Annotated in this window: 18 protein-coding genes; 13 read left to right on the top strand and 5 right to left on the bottom strand. The window is 39.6% G+C overall.

Annotated elements, in window-relative coordinates; translation table 11 throughout:
• Window positions 1-74 precede the first annotated feature (74 nt).
• Complete coding sequence (locus L1272_RS17750) at window positions 75-416, bottom strand: hypothetical protein (RefSeq protein ID WP_235373981.1); 342 nt, start codon at window positions 414-416, stop codon at window positions 75-77.
• A 333-nt stretch (window positions 417-749) separates the two neighbouring features.
• Window positions 750-1,670, bottom strand: a complete 921-nt coding sequence (locus L1272_RS17755; RefSeq protein WP_054553765.1) for a LysR family transcriptional regulator — start codon at window positions 1,668-1,670, stop codon at window positions 750-752.
• A 218-nt stretch (window positions 1,671-1,888) separates the two neighbouring features.
• Here L1272_RS17755 and L1272_RS17760 point away from each other — a divergent pair, with 218 nt between their 5' ends.
• The 9 genes from L1272_RS17760 (at window position 1,889) to L1272_RS17800 (ending at window position 11,477) form a co-directional block, all read left to right on the top strand.
• Entirely contained in the window at window positions 1,889-2,704 is an 816-nt protein-coding gene (locus L1272_RS17760; RefSeq protein ID WP_235373982.1) for an SDR family NAD(P)-dependent oxidoreductase, read from the top strand.
• Between the two features lie 59 nt (window positions 2,705-2,763).
• Complete coding sequence (locus L1272_RS17765; RefSeq protein ID WP_235373983.1) at window positions 2,764-3,609, top strand: enoyl-CoA hydratase/isomerase family protein; 846 nt, start codon at window positions 2,764-2,766, stop codon at window positions 3,607-3,609.
• A gap of 70 nt (window positions 3,610-3,679) precedes the next feature.
• Entirely contained in the window at window positions 3,680-4,507 is an 828-nt protein-coding gene (locus tag L1272_RS17770; RefSeq protein ID WP_054553762.1) for a DUF4437 domain-containing protein, read from the top strand.
• Between the two features lie 137 nt (window positions 4,508-4,644).
• The gene (locus tag L1272_RS17775) at window positions 4,645-4,944 is read left to right on the top strand and encodes a hypothetical protein (RefSeq protein WP_054553761.1); all 300 of its coding nucleotides are present in this window, start codon (window positions 4,645-4,647) and stop codon (window positions 4,942-4,944) included.
• Window positions 4,945-5,111: 167 nt separating this feature from the next.
• The gene (locus L1272_RS17780; protein ID WP_235373984.1) at window positions 5,112-5,834 is read left to right on the top strand and encodes an SIMPL domain-containing protein; all 723 of its coding nucleotides are present in this window, start codon (window positions 5,112-5,114) and stop codon (window positions 5,832-5,834) included.
• A gap of 325 nt (window positions 5,835-6,159) precedes the next feature.
• Complete coding sequence (locus L1272_RS17785; protein ID WP_194442700.1) at window positions 6,160-8,778, top strand: TonB-dependent receptor; 2,619 nt, start codon at window positions 6,160-6,162, stop codon at window positions 8,776-8,778.
• A gap of 144 nt (window positions 8,779-8,922) precedes the next feature.
• Window positions 8,923-10,365 carry a glycoside hydrolase family 10 protein gene (locus L1272_RS17790; RefSeq protein WP_235373985.1) on the top strand — a complete coding sequence of 481 codons (1,443 nt, stop codon included), beginning with the start codon at window positions 8,923-8,925 and terminating at the stop codon, window positions 10,363-10,365.
• A gap of 71 nt (window positions 10,366-10,436) precedes the next feature.
• Window positions 10,437-11,180, top strand: a complete 744-nt coding sequence (locus L1272_RS17795) for a hypothetical protein (protein WP_235373986.1) — start codon at window positions 10,437-10,439, stop codon at window positions 11,178-11,180.
• Window positions 11,181-11,243: 63 nt separating this feature from the next.
• The gene (locus tag L1272_RS17800; RefSeq protein ID WP_054553756.1) at window positions 11,244-11,477 is read left to right on the top strand and encodes a hypothetical protein; all 234 of its coding nucleotides are present in this window, start codon (window positions 11,244-11,246) and stop codon (window positions 11,475-11,477) included.
• On the opposite strand, the gene L1272_RS17805 is transcribed toward L1272_RS17800, so the two are convergent.
• The 3 genes from L1272_RS17805 to L1272_RS17815 are packed head-to-tail and all read right to left on the bottom strand — an operon-like array spanning window position 11,474 to window position 15,459.
• On the bottom strand, window positions 11,474-11,854 hold the full coding sequence (locus L1272_RS17805) for a diacylglycerol kinase (RefSeq protein WP_235373987.1): 381 nt from the start codon (window positions 11,852-11,854) through the stop codon (window positions 11,474-11,476). The genes L1272_RS17800 and L1272_RS17805 overlap by 4 nt on opposite strands.
• A gap of 20 nt (window positions 11,855-11,874) precedes the next feature.
• Window positions 11,875-13,500 carry a phosphoethanolamine transferase gene (locus L1272_RS17810; protein WP_235373988.1) on the bottom strand — a complete coding sequence of 542 codons (1,626 nt, stop codon included), beginning with the start codon at window positions 13,498-13,500 and terminating at the stop codon, window positions 11,875-11,877.
• Between the two features lie 15 nt (window positions 13,501-13,515).
• Window positions 13,516-15,459 carry an LTA synthase family protein gene (locus L1272_RS17815; RefSeq protein ID WP_235373989.1) on the bottom strand — a complete coding sequence of 648 codons (1,944 nt, stop codon included), beginning with the start codon at window positions 15,457-15,459 and terminating at the stop codon, window positions 13,516-13,518.
• Between the two features lie 175 nt (window positions 15,460-15,634).
• Here L1272_RS17815 and L1272_RS17820 point away from each other — a divergent pair, with 175 nt between their 5' ends.
• From L1272_RS17820 to L1272_RS17835, 4 genes are all read left to right on the top strand, one after another.
• Window positions 15,635-16,309, top strand: a complete 675-nt coding sequence (locus L1272_RS17820; protein WP_235373990.1) for a response regulator transcription factor — start codon at window positions 15,635-15,637, stop codon at window positions 16,307-16,309.
• Window positions 16,309-17,718 carry a sensor histidine kinase gene (locus L1272_RS17825; protein ID WP_235373991.1) on the top strand — a complete coding sequence of 470 codons (1,410 nt, stop codon included), beginning with the start codon at window positions 16,309-16,311 and terminating at the stop codon, window positions 17,716-17,718. The genes L1272_RS17820 and L1272_RS17825 overlap by 1 nt, the downstream gene beginning before the upstream one ends.
• Window positions 17,719-17,793: 75 nt before the next feature.
• Window positions 17,794-17,982 carry a DUF3185 family protein gene (locus tag L1272_RS17830; protein WP_194442704.1) on the top strand — a complete coding sequence of 63 codons (189 nt, stop codon included), beginning with the start codon at window positions 17,794-17,796 and terminating at the stop codon, window positions 17,980-17,982.
• 66 nt (window positions 17,983-18,048) lie between these two features.
• Entirely contained in the window at window positions 18,049-20,223 is a 2,175-nt protein-coding gene (locus L1272_RS17835) for an exonuclease domain-containing protein (RefSeq protein WP_235373992.1), read from the top strand.
• Window positions 20,224-20,234 lie beyond the last annotated feature (11 nt).

Genomic DNA, 20,234 nt, shown 5'->3' on the forward strand with positions numbered 1-20,234 from the left:
ATATAGAACGTGCGCTAAACGCCAGACCTAGAAAGTGCCTAGGTTACAAACAGCCTGTCGTTGTGTTTAACGAATTACGCAATGCGGCCTAATTTAGCGAGTGGTGCACTTCGGGGTTGAATTCGCGTTACTTTTATTTCGTAAATTTCTTTTTTTATACTAGGGAGGTAAAGATCAACATTTTTTCTTAAAATTAGATTTTTAAAGTGGTGTATAAAGCCACCATATCCTAACCTTTGCACCAAGGTGTCATGTAAAACATAAACGTTGCTTGCAGTATTGGAATAATCACGCCATTGGTTATCAACATGCTTGTAAAAGAATAATGAAGTCACTGTTAGCAGAATGACTAATATAATAACAATTACCGCGTTTACTCTCAGCCTTGTTTGAGTTTTCTTTAGCGATTGAGTCATGAGTCTTGTACCTACTAATTAGTAACTCTAAGCATAGCATTTAAAAAGACAATCCGTGACTTTTATTACTTAAGTTTTACCTATATCATTATTTAATGATACTTAATTATGTTTTATGTAAGGCTATTGCTACCTATGTTAAGAGTTTCTGATTTTCGACTGCATGGATACAGAAGGGAGAGCAATGCGGGAGCAATTGCCGAAAATAACTAAATAATGAAATTTTTGCTTTGTTATCAACGAGGTTTTATTGCCTCAAAATAGTCTACCTAATTAAGCGCATAGGTATTAGTTTTTGCTATTAAATCGTGCAGGGTGCTCAAAATAGAGTAATCATTTTTTATTTATCGTTTCCCACTCTGGCGAGTTACCTATTTTTTCGACTAAGAAATCTATAAGAACTCTTACTTTAGCCGTAAGTACATTTGATTTCGGGTATACAAGCCAGATAGCGCTGTTATCACTTATTTGATAATCAGGTAAAACTCGAATTAAAGAACCTGCTTCTAGCTCAGTATGAATATTCCACAATGAACTCATACAGATACCCACGCCAGCTTTTGCTGCTATACGCATACTTGCGCCATCATCACACAAAATGCGTGGCTTACTTTTTTCAGGTGGAAAACTAAAATGATCGCTGCAATTAGGGGTAATTAACTTGCGGGGTTTGGTATTTAAAAACACTAATAATTGATGTCGGATAAGCTCTTCAGGATTCCTCGGAGTGCCATTACGAGCCAAGTAGTCTGGTGAGGCACACAATATCCGAGTGTCTTTGGCAAGGCGTCTGCAAATCAAGCTACTATCTTCCACAGCGAGGTTTCTCAGTGCTAGATCAAACCCTCCTTCAATTAATTTAACTTGGCCATCTGAGAGCATGAGTTCAAGGTTTATATCTGGGTAGCGGTCTAGGAATTCTGGCAAAATAGGCATGATAAAGCGCTGCGCAAACGTACTTGATGCAGCAAACCTCAATGTTCCGCTAATATTAAGGTTACCTTGTCCTAAGGTTGCAAGCGCGGCTTCTTGTTGAGCAAGGATCTCTTTGGCATAAGGTAAAAACTCCATGCCAGCAAGTGATAAAGTTACTTTCCTTGTCGTTCTGTGGAATAGGTCTGCTCCAACTTGCATTTCTAATTTGGCTAACCAGGCACTTGCTACAGATGGAGTAAGGCCCAACTGCTCGCCTGCAGCACTAATGTTGAGTGTCTCAGCCGCTAACACAAATAGTTTAATGCAATTAGTGTCCATCAATTATCTCGAAAATCAGAATTCTGATTCTTCTTATACGTTATTTATTCGTTTTATCCAAAGCTTTAAGCTTTATTTGTAAAACTAAACATGACAAATGCAACTAAAGGGGAGAGTTTCATATGTGAACGTAAGCCTTATTTATCAACTGCATAGCAGTGATGAATTTATTGCTTTGACTAACTTCACTGACCCCTTATTAAAAGGAATCATTATGTATGCCTAAAACAATTCTATTAACAGGCGCTACAGATGGCATTGGCCTAGAGACGGCAAAAAAACTTGCTTCATTAGGTCATACGCTTTTACTTCATGGTCGTAGCCAGCAAAAGCTTTTACAAGCAAAAGAGTTGATAGAGGCGCTTTATAGCAGTGCAAAAATTGATACGTTTTTAGCTGACTTATCAGAGCTAAAACAGGTGGTTGAATTAGCCAATCAGATCAAAGCTAAATATTCACATATTGATGTACTGATCAATAATGCTGGCGTTTTTAAAATAGCAAATAACCTAGGCGAGGGTGGTCTAGATGTACGCTTTTTAGTGAACACGATTGCGCCTTATATTTTGACCAAAACTTTATCTGCTCTTATGAATGAAAATAGTCGCATAGTGAACCTATCTTCAGCGGCGCAAGCACCGGTTAGTATTGCAGCACTTAAAGGCTTGCAAGCATTGTCTGATAGCAGTGCTTATGCGCAAAGTAAATTAGCGCTAACTATGTGGACGCTACAATTGGCAAAACAATGGGCAGACAATACTCCTTCTTTAGTGGCAGTTAATCCAGCCTCTTTTTTAGGAAGCAAAATGGTTAAGGAAGCATATGGTTCACAAGGAAAAAATTTGGCTATCGGGGCTGATATTTTAGTTAAGGCTGCGTTAAGTGACCAATTTACAGGTATGACTGGCCGTTATTTTGATAATGATATTGGTGCATTTTCGAACCCACATCCAGATGCGTTTGATACAGCAAAAAATACTACTTTGATTATGGCGATGGACGAAGTTTTAACTCGTCTAGATGTAAAAATTTAGAGCTTATTTTTACGATAGCTTTTTTACAGCCGCAACCAATAAAAACACTAGGGATAATTATGAAATACGAAGGATTTACAACATTCACGACCACTCAGTCTGGTGGTGTATTAACTGTTACGTTTGATTTTGGGCCAGTTAATGTTCAGGGCCAAGAAATGCTTGCTGATTTAAATAGTTTAGCAATGCGTTTAGAGCGAGATAAAAACACTAAAGTTGTTATTTTTCAATCAGCAAACCCTGAAATTTGGGTTTGCCACTATGATACTGAACTATTGAAAGATATGTCAGTTGAAGTTGTTTCACGCGATGAAGCGAAGCCGCTGGACTTACAATCAATTTGTGAGCGCTTAAGTAAAGTGCCGCAGGCAACAATAGCAAAACTAGAAGGTTTTGCACGCGGTGGTGGCCATGAACTAGCGCTAGCGCTTGATATGCGATTTGCAGCTCGTGGTAAGTTTAAATTTATGCAAATGGAAGTTGGTATGGGTATTTTACCCTGTGGTGGCGGTGCTTCAAGAATGGCTCGCCAGACAGGTTTAGGTCGTGCTTTAGAAATTATTTTGAGTGCCCGTGATTTTGATGCAGATGAGGCTGAGCGCATGGGTACCATTAATAAAGTGCTTAACCCCGATGAGATTGATGAATACGTTGATACGCTAGCAAACCGAATTGCTCAGTTTCCTGCTGAATCAATTAATGCATGCAAACAAATGGTATATGAATCAATTGATAAGCCAATTGCGGAGGCATTAAAAGCAGAAGCATATTGGTTATATCAAGCAACCAGTAAAACACCTGCAATTAAGCGCTTCACTATTGCCGATGAGCAAGGCCTTGAGCATGACATAGAAAATCAGCGTAATTGGCCGGAGTTAGTGATGAAGGTACAAGAAATAAATTAGTACTGTGCTAACAACAAGATTTGTAACCCCAAGAGACTTCTCTTGGGTTTGCTATTAGAGGAAATTTAATATGTTAAAGCTATTATCACTAACAACAAGTGTAGTACTTATTGCTGCATTTTCAGCCGCTGCTGATGAAAAAAGGTTGGATAATCCCCAGTCTGAACTTGTCCCCGTAGAGTCCGTAAACTGGGGATATTTAAACCCTCTACGTGGTGACAAAAGCCCTGGCGCAGCAAACTTATGGGGCGACAGAACAATAGATTCTGCAACCGGTATGCTAGTGCGCTTTAAACCGGGCTTTTCATCTCCTGCGCATATTCATAATATTTCATACCGTGGCATTGTCATTAAAGGACTGATGCATAATGATGACCCAAATGCGGAATTGGATTGGATGGCAACAGGGTCATTTTGGACGCAACCTGCAGGGCAAAATCACATAACAGCTGCTAAGGCTGAGACCAATCTCATATACCTTGAAATCGATGAAGGGCCTTATTTGGTTAAGCCTTCTAAGGCGCAGTTTAATAATGGCGAGCACTCACTCAATCTTCATTCAGACAACATGGTATGGTTCAATAGTGATGAGTTAACGTCATTAGACTCTAAAAAGGTTACCCTTACCCCTCTTTGGCAAAAACAAAATCAACAAGGTGTTTTAGTTAAACTTGATGCGGGTTTTAATGGGCAATTAACAAGTGAAAGAGGTTCATTACGCGCAGTTTTGATCAGCGGCGAGCTTAACTACCGATCTGTTGAACATAGTGAAGCAAAACAAATTGAGGCTGGTAGTTACTTCTCGTCAGTTGCCGGTTTTAAACATCAGCTAAAGACTGAGGGTGGAGCAATCGTTTATGTCCGATTTAACAATAAACTACAGATCAGTGAACAATAACTATTTTAAAAGATAATGTTTTAAATTAACTAACTCTACTGTACTTTTTTTGTACTTGCTGTATTTTAAGTTGGTACGCAATTTTAAGGTTTCATTGAGTGTAGACTAACACTCATATGTTAAGTGGAGTAAAGGATATGCACGCACACACAGTTAAAGAGTCAGCAGCAACTATTCAATCGGGTGTCGCAAAAGCGGATGGTAAGCTTGTAGTTACTGAACAAGACATTGTTTTTGAACCGTTTAATAAAGAGCTAGGCTTAGGCCCATACACATTTTCACGAGCGCAAATCAATAACGTTGGTAAGTGTTCAGGTAAAGGCGCGGGTATTTTGCCAATCACAGCAGATGGAATTCGCATAACTTTAAATAATAACGATATATTTGAGTTCATTTTAGCAAACCCAGATGAGTGGCTAAGCGTACTAGCTCACTAAGCAAATCTTCAAAAAGACGGCATATTTTAGCAAGTTGTCATAATATGCCGTGTTAGCTTTTCATTAATTAATTTCCTTTCTTCGCAACTATTTACACTTAAAAACAGCATACATTGCTATACATTCACACCCTAGCAAGGCATCATAACTTTTTCTAAGGAGAGGTTATGATGCTTAAATCTTTGTTACCACTAGTTTTATGTACCAGTTCTGCAATAGCTGCAACAAGTCTGCCGGATAATCGTCATATTGTTGTTAAAGGTGAGGCTGTTGTGCTTACAGCCCCCGACAGGGCTGACATCACGTTAGAGTTTGAAACTGTTAAAGCTGAAAGTGTGCAGGCTAAGCAGCAAGTCGATGAACAAGTAAATAAACTCCTTGCGGGCTTAAATAATTTCTCAATAGACGAAAAAAGTATCTCTGCGGGTCGAATTTTCGTAGAGCCAAACATGCGCTATGACGAAAACGATAACCAAGTTAAAGATGGTTTTCGCGCTACCCGCAAGGTCAAAGTCAGCCTTAAACAACTCTCCCTTTTGGATGGCTTTTTAAACTTTGCGCTTAAAGCGGGTGTCAATCAAATCGAGCAAATTCAACTGTTATCAAGCAAAGCCTCAGATTACGAGCAAGCCGCTCTTGATAAAGCAGTTGCGAATGCCAAACAGCAGGGAAGTAGCCTTGCTAGCGCATTCGAAGCGAAACTTGGTCGGGTGTATAGTATTCAATCACAACAGGTAGGTAGTCACTTTGGCTATGGCAGCAACACAAATATTGAACGAATCATGGTAACGGGCTCACGTATTAATACAGTCCCAGAAGGTAAGTATTTACAAGAATCGATTACCTTCAGAGCAAGTGTCAGTGTTGTGTTTGATTTAGTTTTGGAATAATTAATTCCCTGTTTTTAAAACATCAAGGCAGCCTATGAATCTTTAAAAGCAGCTTTGATTTTGTTTCTTCTCTTTTCATTGCTAGCAAGGTATTGATTGTATTTAGTTTATCTCTTTATGAGTGGTGAGCGCTTAAAAGTTGAGAATTAAATATTTTAAAATAAGCGCACCATAAGAATAAAATATCTTGATTTTATAATTTATTACTAATATTGTAGCCGCATTGTAACAATAAAGTTGTTACCAATTGTTGTTCTTAAGAGCATTTATGTAGTTTGTAGTCACAAAATCTCTCACTTTACAAAAACTATAAGGTTACAGTTCCATGAATAAAAAATTCTCAGCGCTAGCGGCTGGTGTTAAAAAAGCACTTATTCCTACTTTAGTTTTAAGTACATCAGTATCTGTTTATGCAGCTGATCAACTGCCAGAAAAGAAAAAAGCAACTAAAGAAGATATCGAGCAGATTGAAGTAAGAAGTTATGCTGCATCAGTTGAGAAAAGCATTAATATGAAGCGCTTTTCAAACAGTGTAGTTGATGCCGTTTCTGCTGAAGATATTGGTAAATTTCCAGATCAAACTGTCGCTGATGCACTACAGCGTATTCCGGGTGTACAAGTTGAAAAAGACCTAGGTGGTGAAAGCGACCGAGTTAGTATTCGTGGTACTGCACCGCATTTAAATATTACCTTGTTAAACGGGCAAAACGTTGCTTCAGCAACTGCTTCAGCTTCAATTACGCGTCCTTCACGAGGGTTTAACTACTCGCTGCTACCAGCTGAATTAGTAGATACGCTTGAAGTATATAAGTCGGCAGAAGCAGACATTGATGAGGGCTCTATAGGTGGTACCGTTGTTGTAAAAACTCGTAAACCGCTCGATAGTGAAGCGAATTATGCAGCGCTCTCTGTTAAGGCTTATCATTTTGAAAATGCTGAAGAAACTAAACCTTACCTTTCTGGTTTGTATTCGTGGAAAAATGAAGCACAAGATTTTGGTTTTAATCTAGGATTTGTTCATAAAGAAACTGCGACCCAACGTGATAGCAAAGAAGTTCGATTCGGCTATCGCAGTACCGATGCAGATCAAGATGGCAACGCAGAGTTTTACCCTGGCGCGGTAGGCTATAACCGATACGCAAGTGATAGTGATTTAGATACCGCAACTTTGACGTTTCAATATGCAGCTAATGACAACGTAGATTTTGTTTTTAATAACTTATATTCAAAATCTGAGCATGAGTCATACGGAACATACTCAAGCGGCTTTATTTTGCAAAACATTGCAAATGTAGAAAATCCAGTCATTGTTGATGGCACTTTGATTTCGGGCGATCTGCCGGCCCATAATAATTTAGGATATTATGGCAATGCAGGTTATGAGGGGGAGTTTAAAACTCAAGCGCACGATTTAAAAGTGACATATAAAGCAGACAATTACACTGTTACAGGTCAGCTAGGTTATAGCAAGGCTGATGGTGAAGTAAGTGATGTTTACTCAGAATATTACGCAAATACAAGCGCATCATTTACATTAGACAATGGAACGCCAGATGTAACATTAGACGCTGATTTAAGCGCTGATGATTATCGCTTAGACTACAACCATAAAAATGACATATACAACGACTCAAAGGAAGTTTACGGGCAGCTAGATTTTGAGTATCTATTAGATGGTGACTTCTTCAAAGCAATCAAGGCTGGGGTTAAGTACCGAGAGCATTCAAAAGCTGCAAGTTTAATAAAAGCGAATTATCCAAAAGTATCATCAGATGGTGAACAATTTAACTTAGGCATGTTCGCAAGCGATTCGACAGATAATGCAATTTTATGGCAGTTTGATAATTCAAAATATGCTGATTGGATATCATCAACAACACCTTCTACAGCGCCATATGAACACCTTGATTACACATTCGATTTAGAAGAAACCGTCACCGCAGGGTATGTAAAAGCGGTGTTCGATCATAATAAGTGGCGCGGTAATTTTGGGGTTCGAGCTGTGAAAACAGAGCTAGATTCTCGTTCTGTTGAATACACAGGGCGCAGCTTTGCACCTGAAAATATTCAAGATATCAATAGCTCTAATAGCTACGATGATATTTTGCCGAGTGTGAATATCAACTACGACTTTACAGATGATGTGGTTGTGCGTTTTGCTGCGGCAAAAGTCATGTCTCGCCCTGATTATGACTTCTTATCTGCCCGCAAAAGTGGTTATTGTGCTGCAGCTACAGGCTGTAAAGGCTCTGAAGGTAACCCGAACCTGAAGCCTTACCGTGCGACTCAATATGACTTATCTGCTGAGTGGTACTTTAATGAATCATCTATTTTATCGTTTGCTTATTTTTATAAAGATATCGACTCATACATAACCAATGCCACTATTGAAAAACAATGGGCCTGGACAGATCCTGATACAGGCGTGGAAGAAGTTCGTGACTTTTTAGTGACCCAGCCTCTGAACGGTTTAGGCGGTGAGAACTCAGGTTTTGAAGTTAACTACACGCAGAAACTCCCTTACGGCTTTGGAGTACAGACAAACTACACCTATTCAGATGCACAGTTAAAACAAACTGCGGAGCAAAAAGAGGCGGGTGAAGAAGCCGTTTTACCTAATAATTCAGAAGATACCTTTAACGCGACAGTATATTATGAAAACACAACCTTTAGTGCCCGTGTTTCTTATACTTATCGTTCAGAGTATTTCTACACTAACTATCTTGGTTTGAACCAATATAAAGATGGTTTTGGCCAGTATGATCTTAATATTAGTTACAATGTTACTGAAGATTTAAACCTTGTATTCCAAGCAATTAACCTCACGGATGAAGAGCAAGAAGCAACGTCGGGCAATAGCACTGGCATGTCAGATGCTAATCGCCCATTAGCGATACATGATTATGGTCGTCGTTTCTTACTTGGCGCACAAATGAAGTTTTAATTTTTCCTTTTGAATCTGATACATGTAGGCACAGCAAGTCTTTGTTGTGCCTTTTTTGTGGGGTATACAATGTACTTTAAAAACGTTTTCTCTTTGATAATGTGCTTTGTTTTGAGTGCGTGCAGTTTCGTACAAATAAAGGAGATGTCTAATACTGAAAAGCAGTTGTTAGGTAACATCCATCAAGATCATGTTGCAAGGGAGTTTCGTGCGGCATGGGTTGCTACTGTTGCCAATATTAACTGGCCTAATGAGCCCGGGCTGTCAGTGATAGAGCAAAAAGAACAAGCTATTCAAATTCTTAATTCACTTCAAAAACATAACTTTAATACGGTTATTTTTCAGGTTCGACCGCAAGCCGATAGTTTGTATCAAAGCTCTTACGAACCTTGGTCTTATTACCTTTCTGGTGAGCAAGGTAAAGCGCCTGAGCCGTTTTATGACCCATTAAAATTTTGGATAGAGCAAGCACATAAACGAGGTTTAAAGTTGCATGCATGGATAAACCCTTATCGTGCTCATCATCATATAGGGGGCCCAATTTCAGAACACTCAGTTGTTGAAAAAATGAATGATAAGGTAGTAAAACTCAAAAATGAGACCTATTGGTTTTTACCAACCGATCAAGCCGTGGTTTCACATACATTAAATGTATTAACCGAACTTGTAGATAGCTATGATTTAGATGGTATTCATTACGATGACTATTTTTACCCTTACCCTTCTTACAACAACGATGAAGATTTTCCTGATGCTGAACAATACAGGCAATATGTGGCTGAAGGCGGGGCACTTTCGATAGGTGATTGGCGTCGTGAAGCTGTAAATCAGTTCGTTAAACGCTTATATCAACGAGTAAAGCAATCGAAGCCTCATGTACTTGTTGGCATAAGCCCATTTGGTATCTATAGACCTGGTGAACCTGAAACTATTCGCGGGATGGATCAATATGACAAGCTGTTTGCTGATGCTAAGCTTTGGCTTAATGAAGGATGGCTTGACTATTTTTCGCCGCAACTTTATTGGCCAATAAACCAGTATGCACAAAGTTACCCGCTTTTATTAAGTTGGTGGCAATCTCAGAATACGCATGAACGACATCTGTGGCCTGGTATTAATGCGTTACGCTCATTTGATGAGGCCGGCGTTGATGAAGTCGTGAATCAAATCATGATTAATCGTGGTTTTTTATCAACATCACCCGGTACAGTGTTTTGGAATGTAGCAGCACTTGATGGCAGCCAATTGATGAGTGATGTGATTGCACAAGGCGTTTATCAGCATCAAGCATTAATACCAGAAACTCCGTGGATAGCTGCGCCGCACTTAGCGGCTGTTAATGTTGATATGAATTATGTTGGCGAAGACATCCATCTTACTTGGAGTCATTCTAATTCTGAGCAAGTATCACAGTTACTTGTCTATCTAAAATATGCACAGCAGTGGCAATATCATATCTACTCAAGTGAGGAGAGTGTAATTTCTGTTGCGGCCTCTGAAGGACAACGACCATTAGAGGTAATTAAGGTAATTGCTATTGATAGGCTCGGTAACCAAAGTGATGAGATTGAGTTGTTATTCCAATAGCACCTGTACTGCAAATACAAAAATTTGTTACGCTTTGGATAATCAAATTTTTAACCATAAAAGTGAATACAATGAAGTATTTTGCGGTCATTTTCTTAGGTTGCTTTATCTCATTTTCAACAGCTGCCGCAACAAAGCACATAAGTATTGTCAAACCTGTGGTTGCTGCGTTTAAGGCGGGTGATAAAGCGACCATTGCTAAAAGAGTCCATTACCCGCTAAAGCGCAAAGCGCCGTTGCAAATTATTGAAAATGAGCAAATGTTTATAGAAAAGTTTGAGCAAATTTTCGATAAACAGTTTGTTGAAGAAATAGCTAACTCCAACATTCGCCATGATTGGGAAATGATGGGCTGGCGCGGCATTATGTTTGATTCAGGTAAACTGTGGCTGGATTTTGATGGCTCTATTTGGGCTGTGCCTTATGAATCAGAGGCTGAAAAAGCACGACGCGAAGCACTGATTGACGAGCAAAAACAAGCATTGCACAAAAGCCTCCGTGAATTCACAAAGCCGATATTAACGTGGCAAACAAAAAAGCATTTAATTCGTATTGATGAATTGGCTGATCATCAATACCGCTATGCGGCATGGAATAGGGATCAATCTATGCAAGATGAGCCAAGCCTGGTGATCACAGGGGGCACATTAAGCTTTGATGGCAGTGGAGGGAATCATTTTTATACCTTTACTAACAACGGTTATCGTTATGTCTGTCATGTTACTGCGCTTGGTACTGAACACTCGCCATCAGGGCTGTTAGAGGTGTTTAAAAATAATGTACAGATATTGTCTGAGCCTGTTTCAAGTTATTAGTATGTTCTTCTTATTTTGCACTACACTTATTCTTCCAAAGGAGTTTTTCTAAAGGAGTAAGTTATGGGTACAAAATTCTGGGTGATCAGAGCCGCTAAAGTTTTTACGCTGGTGTCTATTTTATTATTTATGATAGAAATTCTAAAAGGTCACGAGACACTCAGTGCGTTAGGTTTTGCGCTACTTTGGTCTTTTATTGCCACGGCCATTTTTATTGCAACCCGTTTATATCATTCATCAAAAGGGCGCCACTGTGCACTTTGTAATGACACCCCTGATGATAAAAAAGTAAGCTAACTTAGGTTATTAATAAACACGCCGCCCCAGACCAACACACAAATCGTTAGAGCAATCAGTACGGCTGCGGATCCTAAGTCTTTAGCTAGGCCTGATAATGGATGAATTTCAAGGCCTATTCGGTCTATAGCGGCTTCAATTGCCGTATTGACGACTTCAGCAAACATCACAAATAGCACTGATACAAGCAGCATCATTTTCTCATACAGGCTGATCTGCCAGACAAAAACCACTGCTATGGCAAGGACCAACATTATCAGCTCTTGTTTAAAAGCAGACTCATGCTTTGCTAACCACGTGAATGCTCGTTGGGAGTTTTTGAATGCGAGGCGGATACGTTTAATGCCAATGGGTTTGTTAGTGCTATCAAATTGCATAGTTTGAAATCTCTATTTCGTTAGCTTTGTGTTGAGCAAGTATTAAAAATATCTTGCTCTGGGCGATATTCAGTGCTTTGTATATGAGTTAAGCCAAGTAGGGTGTCAAAAATGTTATCGTGTGAAAAAGCATGGTTACGCTGCTGTTCGATACATTGATTAAAGCGGGTATCGGCTAGTTTATTACTCCAAAACAGCATAGGCACTTGGGTTTGCTCTTTAGGCGCTAACGCATACGGGAAGCCATGTAAGTACAGACCTTTTTCACCTAGTGACTCACCGTGGTCAGAAACATACAGTAGGGCTTTGTCATCCGCCTGACTGTTTTGCAGTAAATTAATAAGTTTACTGAGCACTAGGTCGGTATAAGCAATGGTATTGTCATACGTGTTTGTCAGTTGCTCAGTGCTACAATTTTGAATATCGCTACGTGGGCAGTCCGGCAAAAATTTACTGTCTTTTTCTGGATAGCGACGATAGTAGGTTGGCCCGTGTGAACCTATCATATGTAACACTATTAGTTGGTGCTTTGCATGACTCTTGGCAAGCTTTGCAGCTAATGCTTCAACCAATACTTCATCAAAACAATAACGTCCGTCACAAAGTGGATTGCTCTTTGTTGGTTCTATTGTTTTTGAGTTTACCCGCACACAAACCCCTTTACAGCTGCTATTGTTATCAATCCATGTTACTTCTACACCACTTCGTTGAATGATATCTAGGGCATTTTCTTGGCTTTGCGCGATGCGCGAATCATAGTGATTGCGATCTAAGCGCGAGAACATGCAAGGTACTGAAATGGCCGTTGCGGTGCCACATGAACTTACATCACTGAAATATTTAACGCCAAGTTTAGGGGTATATTGATTAGTTTGCTTGTTGTAACCTTGCAGTGAAAAGTTTGCTGCACGGGCTGTTTCACCTACCACCATAATCATCAGTGAACTTTGTTGCTTAGCTAATAGGTGCGGTGTTTTATCTAAGACTTTAAATGGTAAAGGTGGGTAAAAATAATTATCGCGTAGGTACTTATAGCCAGCAGTGTAAAATGCAAAAGGGGTAATGTAGCTGGTTAATTGGCGATTATTACGCCCTACAGAGGCGTAATCTTTATAAAATGGGACGGCAATAGCAGCTACAGCAATAAACGCTGTAACGTTAAGAAGCGTAAAGCTTTTAAGGCGAACACGAAAGTTTCCGACAATTTTAAAGCGACAAAACAAGTAAGCAGGCAGTACGCCTAGCACAGTAATAAAAGCGATAACTTGTACATTAAGATATGAAAATGCTTCGCCTGAATTTGTTTCTAAGATATTTTGCAGCATGCTTTTATCAAAGATAACACCGTAATTTAAGGTTGCATAAAACAACAATGATGAAACCACGATGCTTGTTAAAAGCACGGGTTTTACGAAGGTGATTAACGATAACCAACTTAACACCATTGCCGTCAGTGCTAATAAGAAAAACGGTACGCTTGCTATAAATAACCAATTGACATGTTCAGGTTTGCTGGCTGCTTCAAGCGTGTTAAATAAAAACAGGCCATTAAATGCAATCACCAAGTACAACGACACCAACCAGACAAATTGGCTGTAGCTAACGTGCCATTTTTGAGTAAAGAGTTGTTTAATTTGCATGATCATAATGATTCCTCATCGCTACGATTTATTTGGTAAGCGATACAACTGTTCGGTATAAGCTAAATTGCTAAATAAGACGTGCGCTAAGGCTTTTTTGGCAAGCCCAACGCTGCTACCTGTGTTATCGATGGCAACTTGGGTTTTACTTGTAGGGTCATAGCGCCAATAGCTCACTTTTTGGTTTGGCATCAGGATCACGGCCTCACCATTTTCTACGTAAGCAAAGTTGTCGTAGTACTGCATCATGGCGCGCTCTACAGGGTATTGTTTCGTTAAATCATAACCAAGCATAGGGGTTGCTTGCTCAACGCCTAATAACGACAACAAAGTAACAGGTAAATCAATTTGGCTGACTAAGCGAGTATCGCGCTTTGCATCCATTTCACTATTTAAGATCACAGCAGGGATATGGAAAGATTTAAGCGGCACAGGCTCTGAACCAAACACGCGCACATCATGATCAGCAACCACTAAAAATACCGTGTCTTGCCAGTAATCTTGCGTTTTTGCTTTTGCGATGAATTTACCTAGTGCATAGTCAGCATATTTGATTGCTAGATCACGTTTGTAGTTTTCTGGGTCGTGGCCTTCAGGCAGTGTTACTTTACTCTCTGGAATATCGAATGGATCGTGGTTACTTGACGTAAACACAAGGCTGAAAAATGGTTTGCCTGATTTATTTAGCTCACTTAGCTCTATATCAGCTTGATTAAACAAGTCTTCGTCGCTTGCTCCCCATGAAGAAATAAACTCTGGGCTTTGCATGTCATTAATATCGACAATATCGCTAAAGCCATTGCCTAAGAAAAAGCTTTTCATATTATCGAAATGGCTTTCACCGCCGTAAATAAACTGGGTGGTATAGCCGGTGCGGCTTAATACATCAGCAAGTGAGAAAAAGTTACGCTGAGATTTAGAAAGTTTGACCACCGAGCGCGAAGGTGATGGGGTAAACCCAGTTGTTACCGCTTCGATACCGCGCACTGAGCGTGTGCCAGTGGCATATAAGTTATCAAACCCCCAGCCTTGTTGATAAAGCTTATCTAGTTCAGGAGTCACACCAATGCCACCTAGTTCGCCGACAAAGCGTGCGCCTAAGCTTTCTTCTAAAATGATCACTAAATTCTTTTGTTTGCCTGTGCTAAAAGGTGTGTTGTTGGCAAGGGTAGGAATACTCTCAGTGATAAACTGCTGTTTATAGGCTGCTTGCTTTACTGTTTGTAAAATCTCATCACGTGGCATAGTACCGTATAAACTACTGGCATTTTTTTCATTGCCCATATTCTTAATAGCAAAGGCGACACTGTAAGTTGAATTAAGGGCTAAGGAGTTAACTAGTGAGTCACTTGAAAAGTACACTAATGCAGGGTTTAACGGGCGATGGCTTACTGTGCCCCTTGCGCTAATTAAGCAAACTAATAAAGTCGTAACGAGTATCACCACTTGGCTAACCGTTTTAGCATTTTGCTGTTTGCTAAATGCAGCATTAATATAACGATACGCAAACACACAGCTAAGCGTTGCAATCATTAAAGTGCTTATCATGGCAAACAGGTGGCCATGTAATAGCATAGAAAAGACTTCTTGAGGATAGTCTAGGTATTCAACAAATAAACGATTTGGTCGTACATCGTATTGGGTAATAAACGCGGGAGTCGAAGCCTCTACAACCACGATTAAAGTCACAACTATGCTGCTATAAAGAGTAAAAACATGCTGAAAAAAAGCGGTTTTTCTGCGCACAAGTAGATCAGCGAGTAACATCAAAACAGCCAAGGCTGACAAGTAGCCTAAACTACTTAAGTCGACTCTTAAGCCGCCAAATAAAACGGCAAGGCAATCGCCATCAGCTAACCTTTGGTGTTGCCATACAAGCAAGGCTATTCTCGACAGTATAAAAACTGACATTAAAATTAATGAAAAACGGAACAAAGGTTTTAAAACAGAGAGTTTTGCTGTCATAGTCGTACTTACTTAATCGAAACTACGGCAATACTAGGAGTCGAAACTTAAGAAACCCTGATGGTAATCTTAATATTTTCTAAACTAGAAAAACTTCAGTAAATCTTAAGTGAACCTTAAGATTAAAAGCGTAACCTGATGACGCTAAAGCGGTTTTTACCTAAATGAGTAACTTATGAAATTGTTGATTATAGAAGACTCGGTGTCATTAAGACGTAGTCTACGAATTGGCCTTGAGAACCTAGGTTTTACTATTGATGAAACCGGCGATGGTGCTGAAGGTTTGAGTATGGCAATGACAGGTGAGTACGAATTAATCATACTCGATATTATGTTACCCAGTATTGATGGTATTACGTTATTACAAACCATAAGAGCAAAACAGCTTGATGTGCGTGTGCTAATTTTATCTGCCAAGCAAGAACCAGAAGACAGAGTGAAAGGGTTACTCACTGGGGCCGATGATTACCTGACCAAGCCATTTTCGTTTGATGAGCTGCACGCAAGGTTATTAAATTTAATGCGTCGCGGCGGCCTGAAAACAATCAGTGATGTGATCTGCATCGATAACTTGGCTTTAAATTTACAATTAAAACTCTTGCAAGTTGATGAGACTGTAATCGATTTAACCCCCAACGAATATAAAATAGTCGAGTGTTTGTTTAGTAACCAAAATAAAGTGATCACTGCTGAAAAGTTAAGTACTTATATTGCAGGGCAATATGACCTAGTTTCAAAAAACTCTATTGAAGCGCATTTATCCTCAGCGCGTAAAAAGGTGAGGGCAGCAGGTAGTGAACTACCTATTCAAACTAAGCGTGGTTTTGGTTATATCATTCAAGGAAAATAATGAAGTCAATTCGCAGTAGGTTAGTAACCACATTATCGATTACTATAACTGGACTGGTACTAAGTATTTTAGTTGCTACTGATATCGCCGTTGATAGTTGGATTGATAACGAATTTAATCGTGGCATGAAATCCAAAGCCGGTATGCTTATGTCATTGATTGATATTGACGAAGAAGGAATTGATTTTGATTTTTCAGGGCTGTTTATGCCTGAGTTTTCTGGCAATACAGAAACTGAGTATTTTCAACTTTGGTCGCAGTCTGGCGTGTTCGCGCGTTCAGAAAGTTTGGATCTTTTCTCACAAAAGAGCTTACCTTTAGAAAAAATTAAACTGGGCGAGACAAAAATCATCAATATCGAGTTACCTGATGGTCGAAATGGTCGAGTTATTTATACTCGCTTTATACCGCCTTTAGACCTAGATGATGATGAAGACCTCACTGAAGGTGTTAACACCTCTTTGCAACAACCCATCACGTTAGCTTATGCGGCTTCATCAGAAGAAGTTGATTTTGTTTTATGGCTAATCGACGTTATTTTTGTTGTTTCTACTGTGTCGGTAATTGTATTCATTCGTCTATTTGTGCGTAAATCAGTCGACAGTTCTCTAGCGCCGCTGAATAAACTAAACCGGGATATTAGCCAACTGAGTATTGCTGATAAAAATGCTGTAATCGCGATAGAAGAACCTGTCAAAGAGTTGCAACCCATTGTTGATAGCTTAAATGCTTTTATCCAAGAAAACCGCCAGCTTTATTTTCGAGAAAAACGCTTAACCTCAGATATTGCTCATGAGTTAAAAACGCCGATTGCTGAGCTTATAAATATGGCTGAAGTGGCCATTCGTTTTCCAAATGAAAAAGAGCTTGAGGCAGACTTCAAACCCGAAGTGCTAAAAATTAGCCAGCGCTTAAAGAGTATTGTGTCGAACTTATTACTACTGCATAAGTACAGTGATGAAGCACTCCCAAAGCAAGATGCATGTGATTTAAATCAGGTTATTTTGCGCACCTTAGAAAAATGTGATTTAGAGCGGGTTAAGTTTGAGTTTCAAGGTGATATTCCTGCCGTTGTCAGTAACTTATTTGCCCTTGAATCAATTATCACCAATCTTGTAAATAACGCAAAACAATACAGCCCCGATGAGAGCATTGTGACTGTAAGCACGCTATTGAGTAAAGATGATAAGTTGTATCTCTCTGTTACAAATGAATTAAAAGTCCCATTAACAGAAGACGATTTGAGCCAGTTATTTGATCCACTCTGGCAAAAAGACAGTGCCAGAACCTCTAATGATAACTTTGGGTTAGGCTTATCTATTGCCAAATCGTTAAGTAAAGCAATTGATGCTGAACTTCAGGTGTCGTTAAGTGGGCAAAACATAACCTTTAGTTTGATTATTTCTTAAGGCTTTGCAGGCGTTTAATATGTGTGCAACACTGACGTTATCAGAAAGAAATTAATAACAATAAGGAACAACACGATGGGAAAAATTATAGGTATTACTTTAATCGTTATTGGTGTGGCGCTCGCTGTATGGGGATATAACGTTTATGATTCTGCAAGTGCACAAATTAGCCGTACTTTTAGTGGTGATACACCAATTGAAGCTTGGCTCGGTATGGTCGGGGGCGCAATTTGCGCAATTGTGGGTATTTTAAAAGTTAAATAACCGCAAACATTGAAATCAATTGGCTAATACCTGATACTGTGTTTATATACAGTGTCGGGTTTGGCTATGAAAACACAATTACCAGCAAAATATTATTTAAGTCATTTCTTTGAGCTTGCTGAATTTATTCAATCTCAGTGCAAGCATCTGCTTCTAGCAGAGCAGCGGTTATTTCTTGAAAAACTCCTTCAGCTTGATGAGCAAAGCTTATGTACTTTGCTGCGTATATATTCTCGAAAGCCAAAAATCGTTGCGTTGTCATCTTTAAATTATGAAGAGATACCCAATCTGCACGGTGCTATCTTTAAGCTAAAACAACAAGGGCTGGTGGCACATCCTAGTAGTGACGAATTAGATCTATTGCTTGAGCATTTAACCAAGCCAACCCTGTTAACCTTATTAGCAAATGATGAGTTAATGGCGACTAAACCTGATTACAAAAAGTCAGCCAGTAAACAGCGCTTGACCCAACTGTGTAAAGAGCATATTGATCGCAACCACAGTGAATTAGAGGCGTTGTTTAGTCAGTTCGTGGTCAATAGTCGTAGCCAGTACTATGAATACTTTGAGTTTTTACATAGCGGCCGACTAAGTGGCGGCGATATCAATCATCAAAATCGTTTTGTGATGCGTGATTTAGGGATTGCAAAAGTGCGTGGTGATGTGAGTGAGAGCATCTCTCGTTTTCAAACGCTAGCCGAAGCACAAACGCATTATCAATTAAATAAGCTGCGAATGCAGTTCAAAGAAAGTGACTCAGAATCACAGTATCAAAACTTAGCCCAAGCGCTTTTAGCCATTAGCTGTGAAGATGAATTAGCCCAGAGTATCAAAAACAAGTTACTGATCCGCTTGTATAAGCAGCTTAAAGAGCATGACTTAGCATTTGCATTTGAATTACTTGAGCACTGTGAAGGCAGTAGTGAAGCGCAAGAGCTTGCAATTCGCCAGCGTTACAAACAAGGTGATAAAAGCTGGGTTGAACAAAAGCTTGAGCAAATTATTCAAGACCCACTTGATGATGGCATTTTGTATTTTGCAGAGGACTTTTTACAGCGTAAATATAATAAGCAACAACGCTCACGCCTAACACAAATGCTCATTGATACCGAGCATCAATTAGAGGTTGATGATATTTACCGTGGCGATGTAGAGCAAGGAGTGTGTGAGCATTATCAACAGCTGGGTAATACGGTATTTTTTACCGAGAATAATCTTTGGTTGAGCTTCTTTACCTTAACGTTTTGGCAAGAGCTCTTTATAGAGACCCCGCACCCGCCGTGTAATGAATTTGATCTTTATCCAAAGGTGTTGCTGGCTGATTGTTTTTACACAGTGCAACAAACACAAATTGAGCAAAAGCTTGCCAAATTCACTAGTAATGAAGCCTTATATAAATATGTTTGCAAAAACGCAGGGCAGTTTTATGAAGCCCCCAATAGCGTGTTTGTGTGGCACAGCGACATGTTAGAGCCGCTAGAGGTATTAATAAAACACAGCCCGCTTGCAAATTTAAAAGCGCATTTACTACAAATGACAAAAACCTTTAAGCAGCTCAAAGATGGCTACCCAGACTTGATGGTGTTAAAGGGGGATACACTCACCTTTGAGGAAGTGAAAGCCCCTGGCGACAAATTAAGACGCAACCAACTTGTCAGTATTGAGGTGTTAAAACAACATGGCTTTGCAGTAAATATCGTTGCGGTAAATTGGTTTAATGATCCGAATCGTATTTACAGTGTGGTGGATATAGAAACCACCGGCGGCGTACAAGGTAATAATAAAATTACCGAAATAGCGGTTGTGCAGTTACAAGCGGGTGAAGTAATCAATCAATGGGCGAGTTTAATCAATCCTGAGCGTAGTATTCCTGCTTTTATCACCAAGTTAACGGGGATAAACGCCGCTATGGTTCGTGATGCGCCACGCTTTGCAGAGGTTGCCGATACACTGCGCTCACTATTAAAAGGCAGTGTATTTGTTGCTCATAATGTGAATTTTGACTTCGGCTTTATTCGCAAAGAATATGGTGCACTTGGGCAAGGCTTTAAAATGCCAAAGCTATGTACTGTAGTTGAATCACGAAAGGCATTTCCAAAGCTTAAGTCATATTCGCTTGGTAACTTAGCGGCACATTTTGAATTGAAGTTAACGAATCACCATAGAGCGTTAGCTGATGCAACTGCCACAGCAGAGCTGTTAAATCTGATTCAACAAACACAATCAAAAAAGGCGAGTTAAACTCGCCTTTT

This window comes from Pseudoalteromonas sp. PAST1 (assembly GCF_021532515.1).
GTDB classification, from domain to species: domain Bacteria; phylum Pseudomonadota; class Gammaproteobacteria; order Enterobacterales; family Alteromonadaceae; genus Pseudoalteromonas; species Pseudoalteromonas simplex.

Excerpts from the sequence above, each read along its gene's own strand:
- L1272_RS17830 (WP_194442704.1), top strand. The coding sequence starts at position 17,794 with ATGGGAAAAATTATAGGTATTACTTTAATCGTTATTGGTGTGGCGCTC.
- L1272_RS17800 (WP_054553756.1), top strand. The coding sequence starts at position 11,244 with ATGGGTACAAAATTCTGGGTGATCAGAGCCGCTAAAGTTTTTACGCTG.
- L1272_RS17835 (WP_235373992.1), top strand. The coding sequence starts at position 18,049 with ATGAAAACACAATTACCAGCAAAATATTATTTAAGTCATTTCTTTGAG.
- L1272_RS17820 (WP_235373990.1), top strand. The coding sequence starts at position 15,635 with ATGAAATTGTTGATTATAGAAGACTCGGTGTCATTAAGACGTAGTCTA.
- L1272_RS17795 (WP_235373986.1), top strand. The coding sequence starts at position 10,437 with ATGAAGTATTTTGCGGTCATTTTCTTAGGTTGCTTTATCTCATTTTCA.
- L1272_RS17810 (WP_235373988.1), bottom strand. The coding sequence starts at position 13,500 with ATGATCATGCAAATTAAACAACTCTTTACTCAAAAATGGCACGTTAGC.
- L1272_RS17770 (WP_054553762.1), top strand. The coding sequence starts at position 3,680 with ATGTTAAAGCTATTATCACTAACAACAAGTGTAGTACTTATTGCTGCA.
- L1272_RS17760 (WP_235373982.1), top strand. The coding sequence starts at position 1,889 with ATGCCTAAAACAATTCTATTAACAGGCGCTACAGATGGCATTGGCCTA.
- L1272_RS17775 (WP_054553761.1), top strand. The coding sequence starts at position 4,645 with ATGCACGCACACACAGTTAAAGAGTCAGCAGCAACTATTCAATCGGGT.
- L1272_RS17755 (WP_054553765.1), bottom strand. The coding sequence starts at position 1,670 with ATGGACACTAATTGCATTAAACTATTTGTGTTAGCGGCTGAGACACTC.
- L1272_RS17825 (WP_235373991.1), top strand. The coding sequence starts at position 16,309 with ATGAAGTCAATTCGCAGTAGGTTAGTAACCACATTATCGATTACTATA.
- L1272_RS17785 (WP_194442700.1), top strand. The coding sequence starts at position 6,160 with ATGAATAAAAAATTCTCAGCGCTAGCGGCTGGTGTTAAAAAAGCACTT.
- L1272_RS17780 (WP_235373984.1), top strand. The coding sequence starts at position 5,112 with ATGATGCTTAAATCTTTGTTACCACTAGTTTTATGTACCAGTTCTGCA.
- L1272_RS17815 (WP_235373989.1), bottom strand. The coding sequence starts at position 15,459 with ATGACAGCAAAACTCTCTGTTTTAAAACCTTTGTTCCGTTTTTCATTA.
- L1272_RS17805 (WP_235373987.1), bottom strand. The coding sequence starts at position 11,854 with ATGCAATTTGATAGCACTAACAAACCCATTGGCATTAAACGTATCCGC.
- L1272_RS17790 (WP_235373985.1), top strand. The coding sequence starts at position 8,923 with ATGTCTAATACTGAAAAGCAGTTGTTAGGTAACATCCATCAAGATCAT.
- L1272_RS17750 (WP_235373981.1), bottom strand. The coding sequence starts at position 416 with ATGACTCAATCGCTAAAGAAAACTCAAACAAGGCTGAGAGTAAACGCG.
- L1272_RS17765 (WP_235373983.1), top strand. The coding sequence starts at position 2,764 with ATGAAATACGAAGGATTTACAACATTCACGACCACTCAGTCTGGTGGT.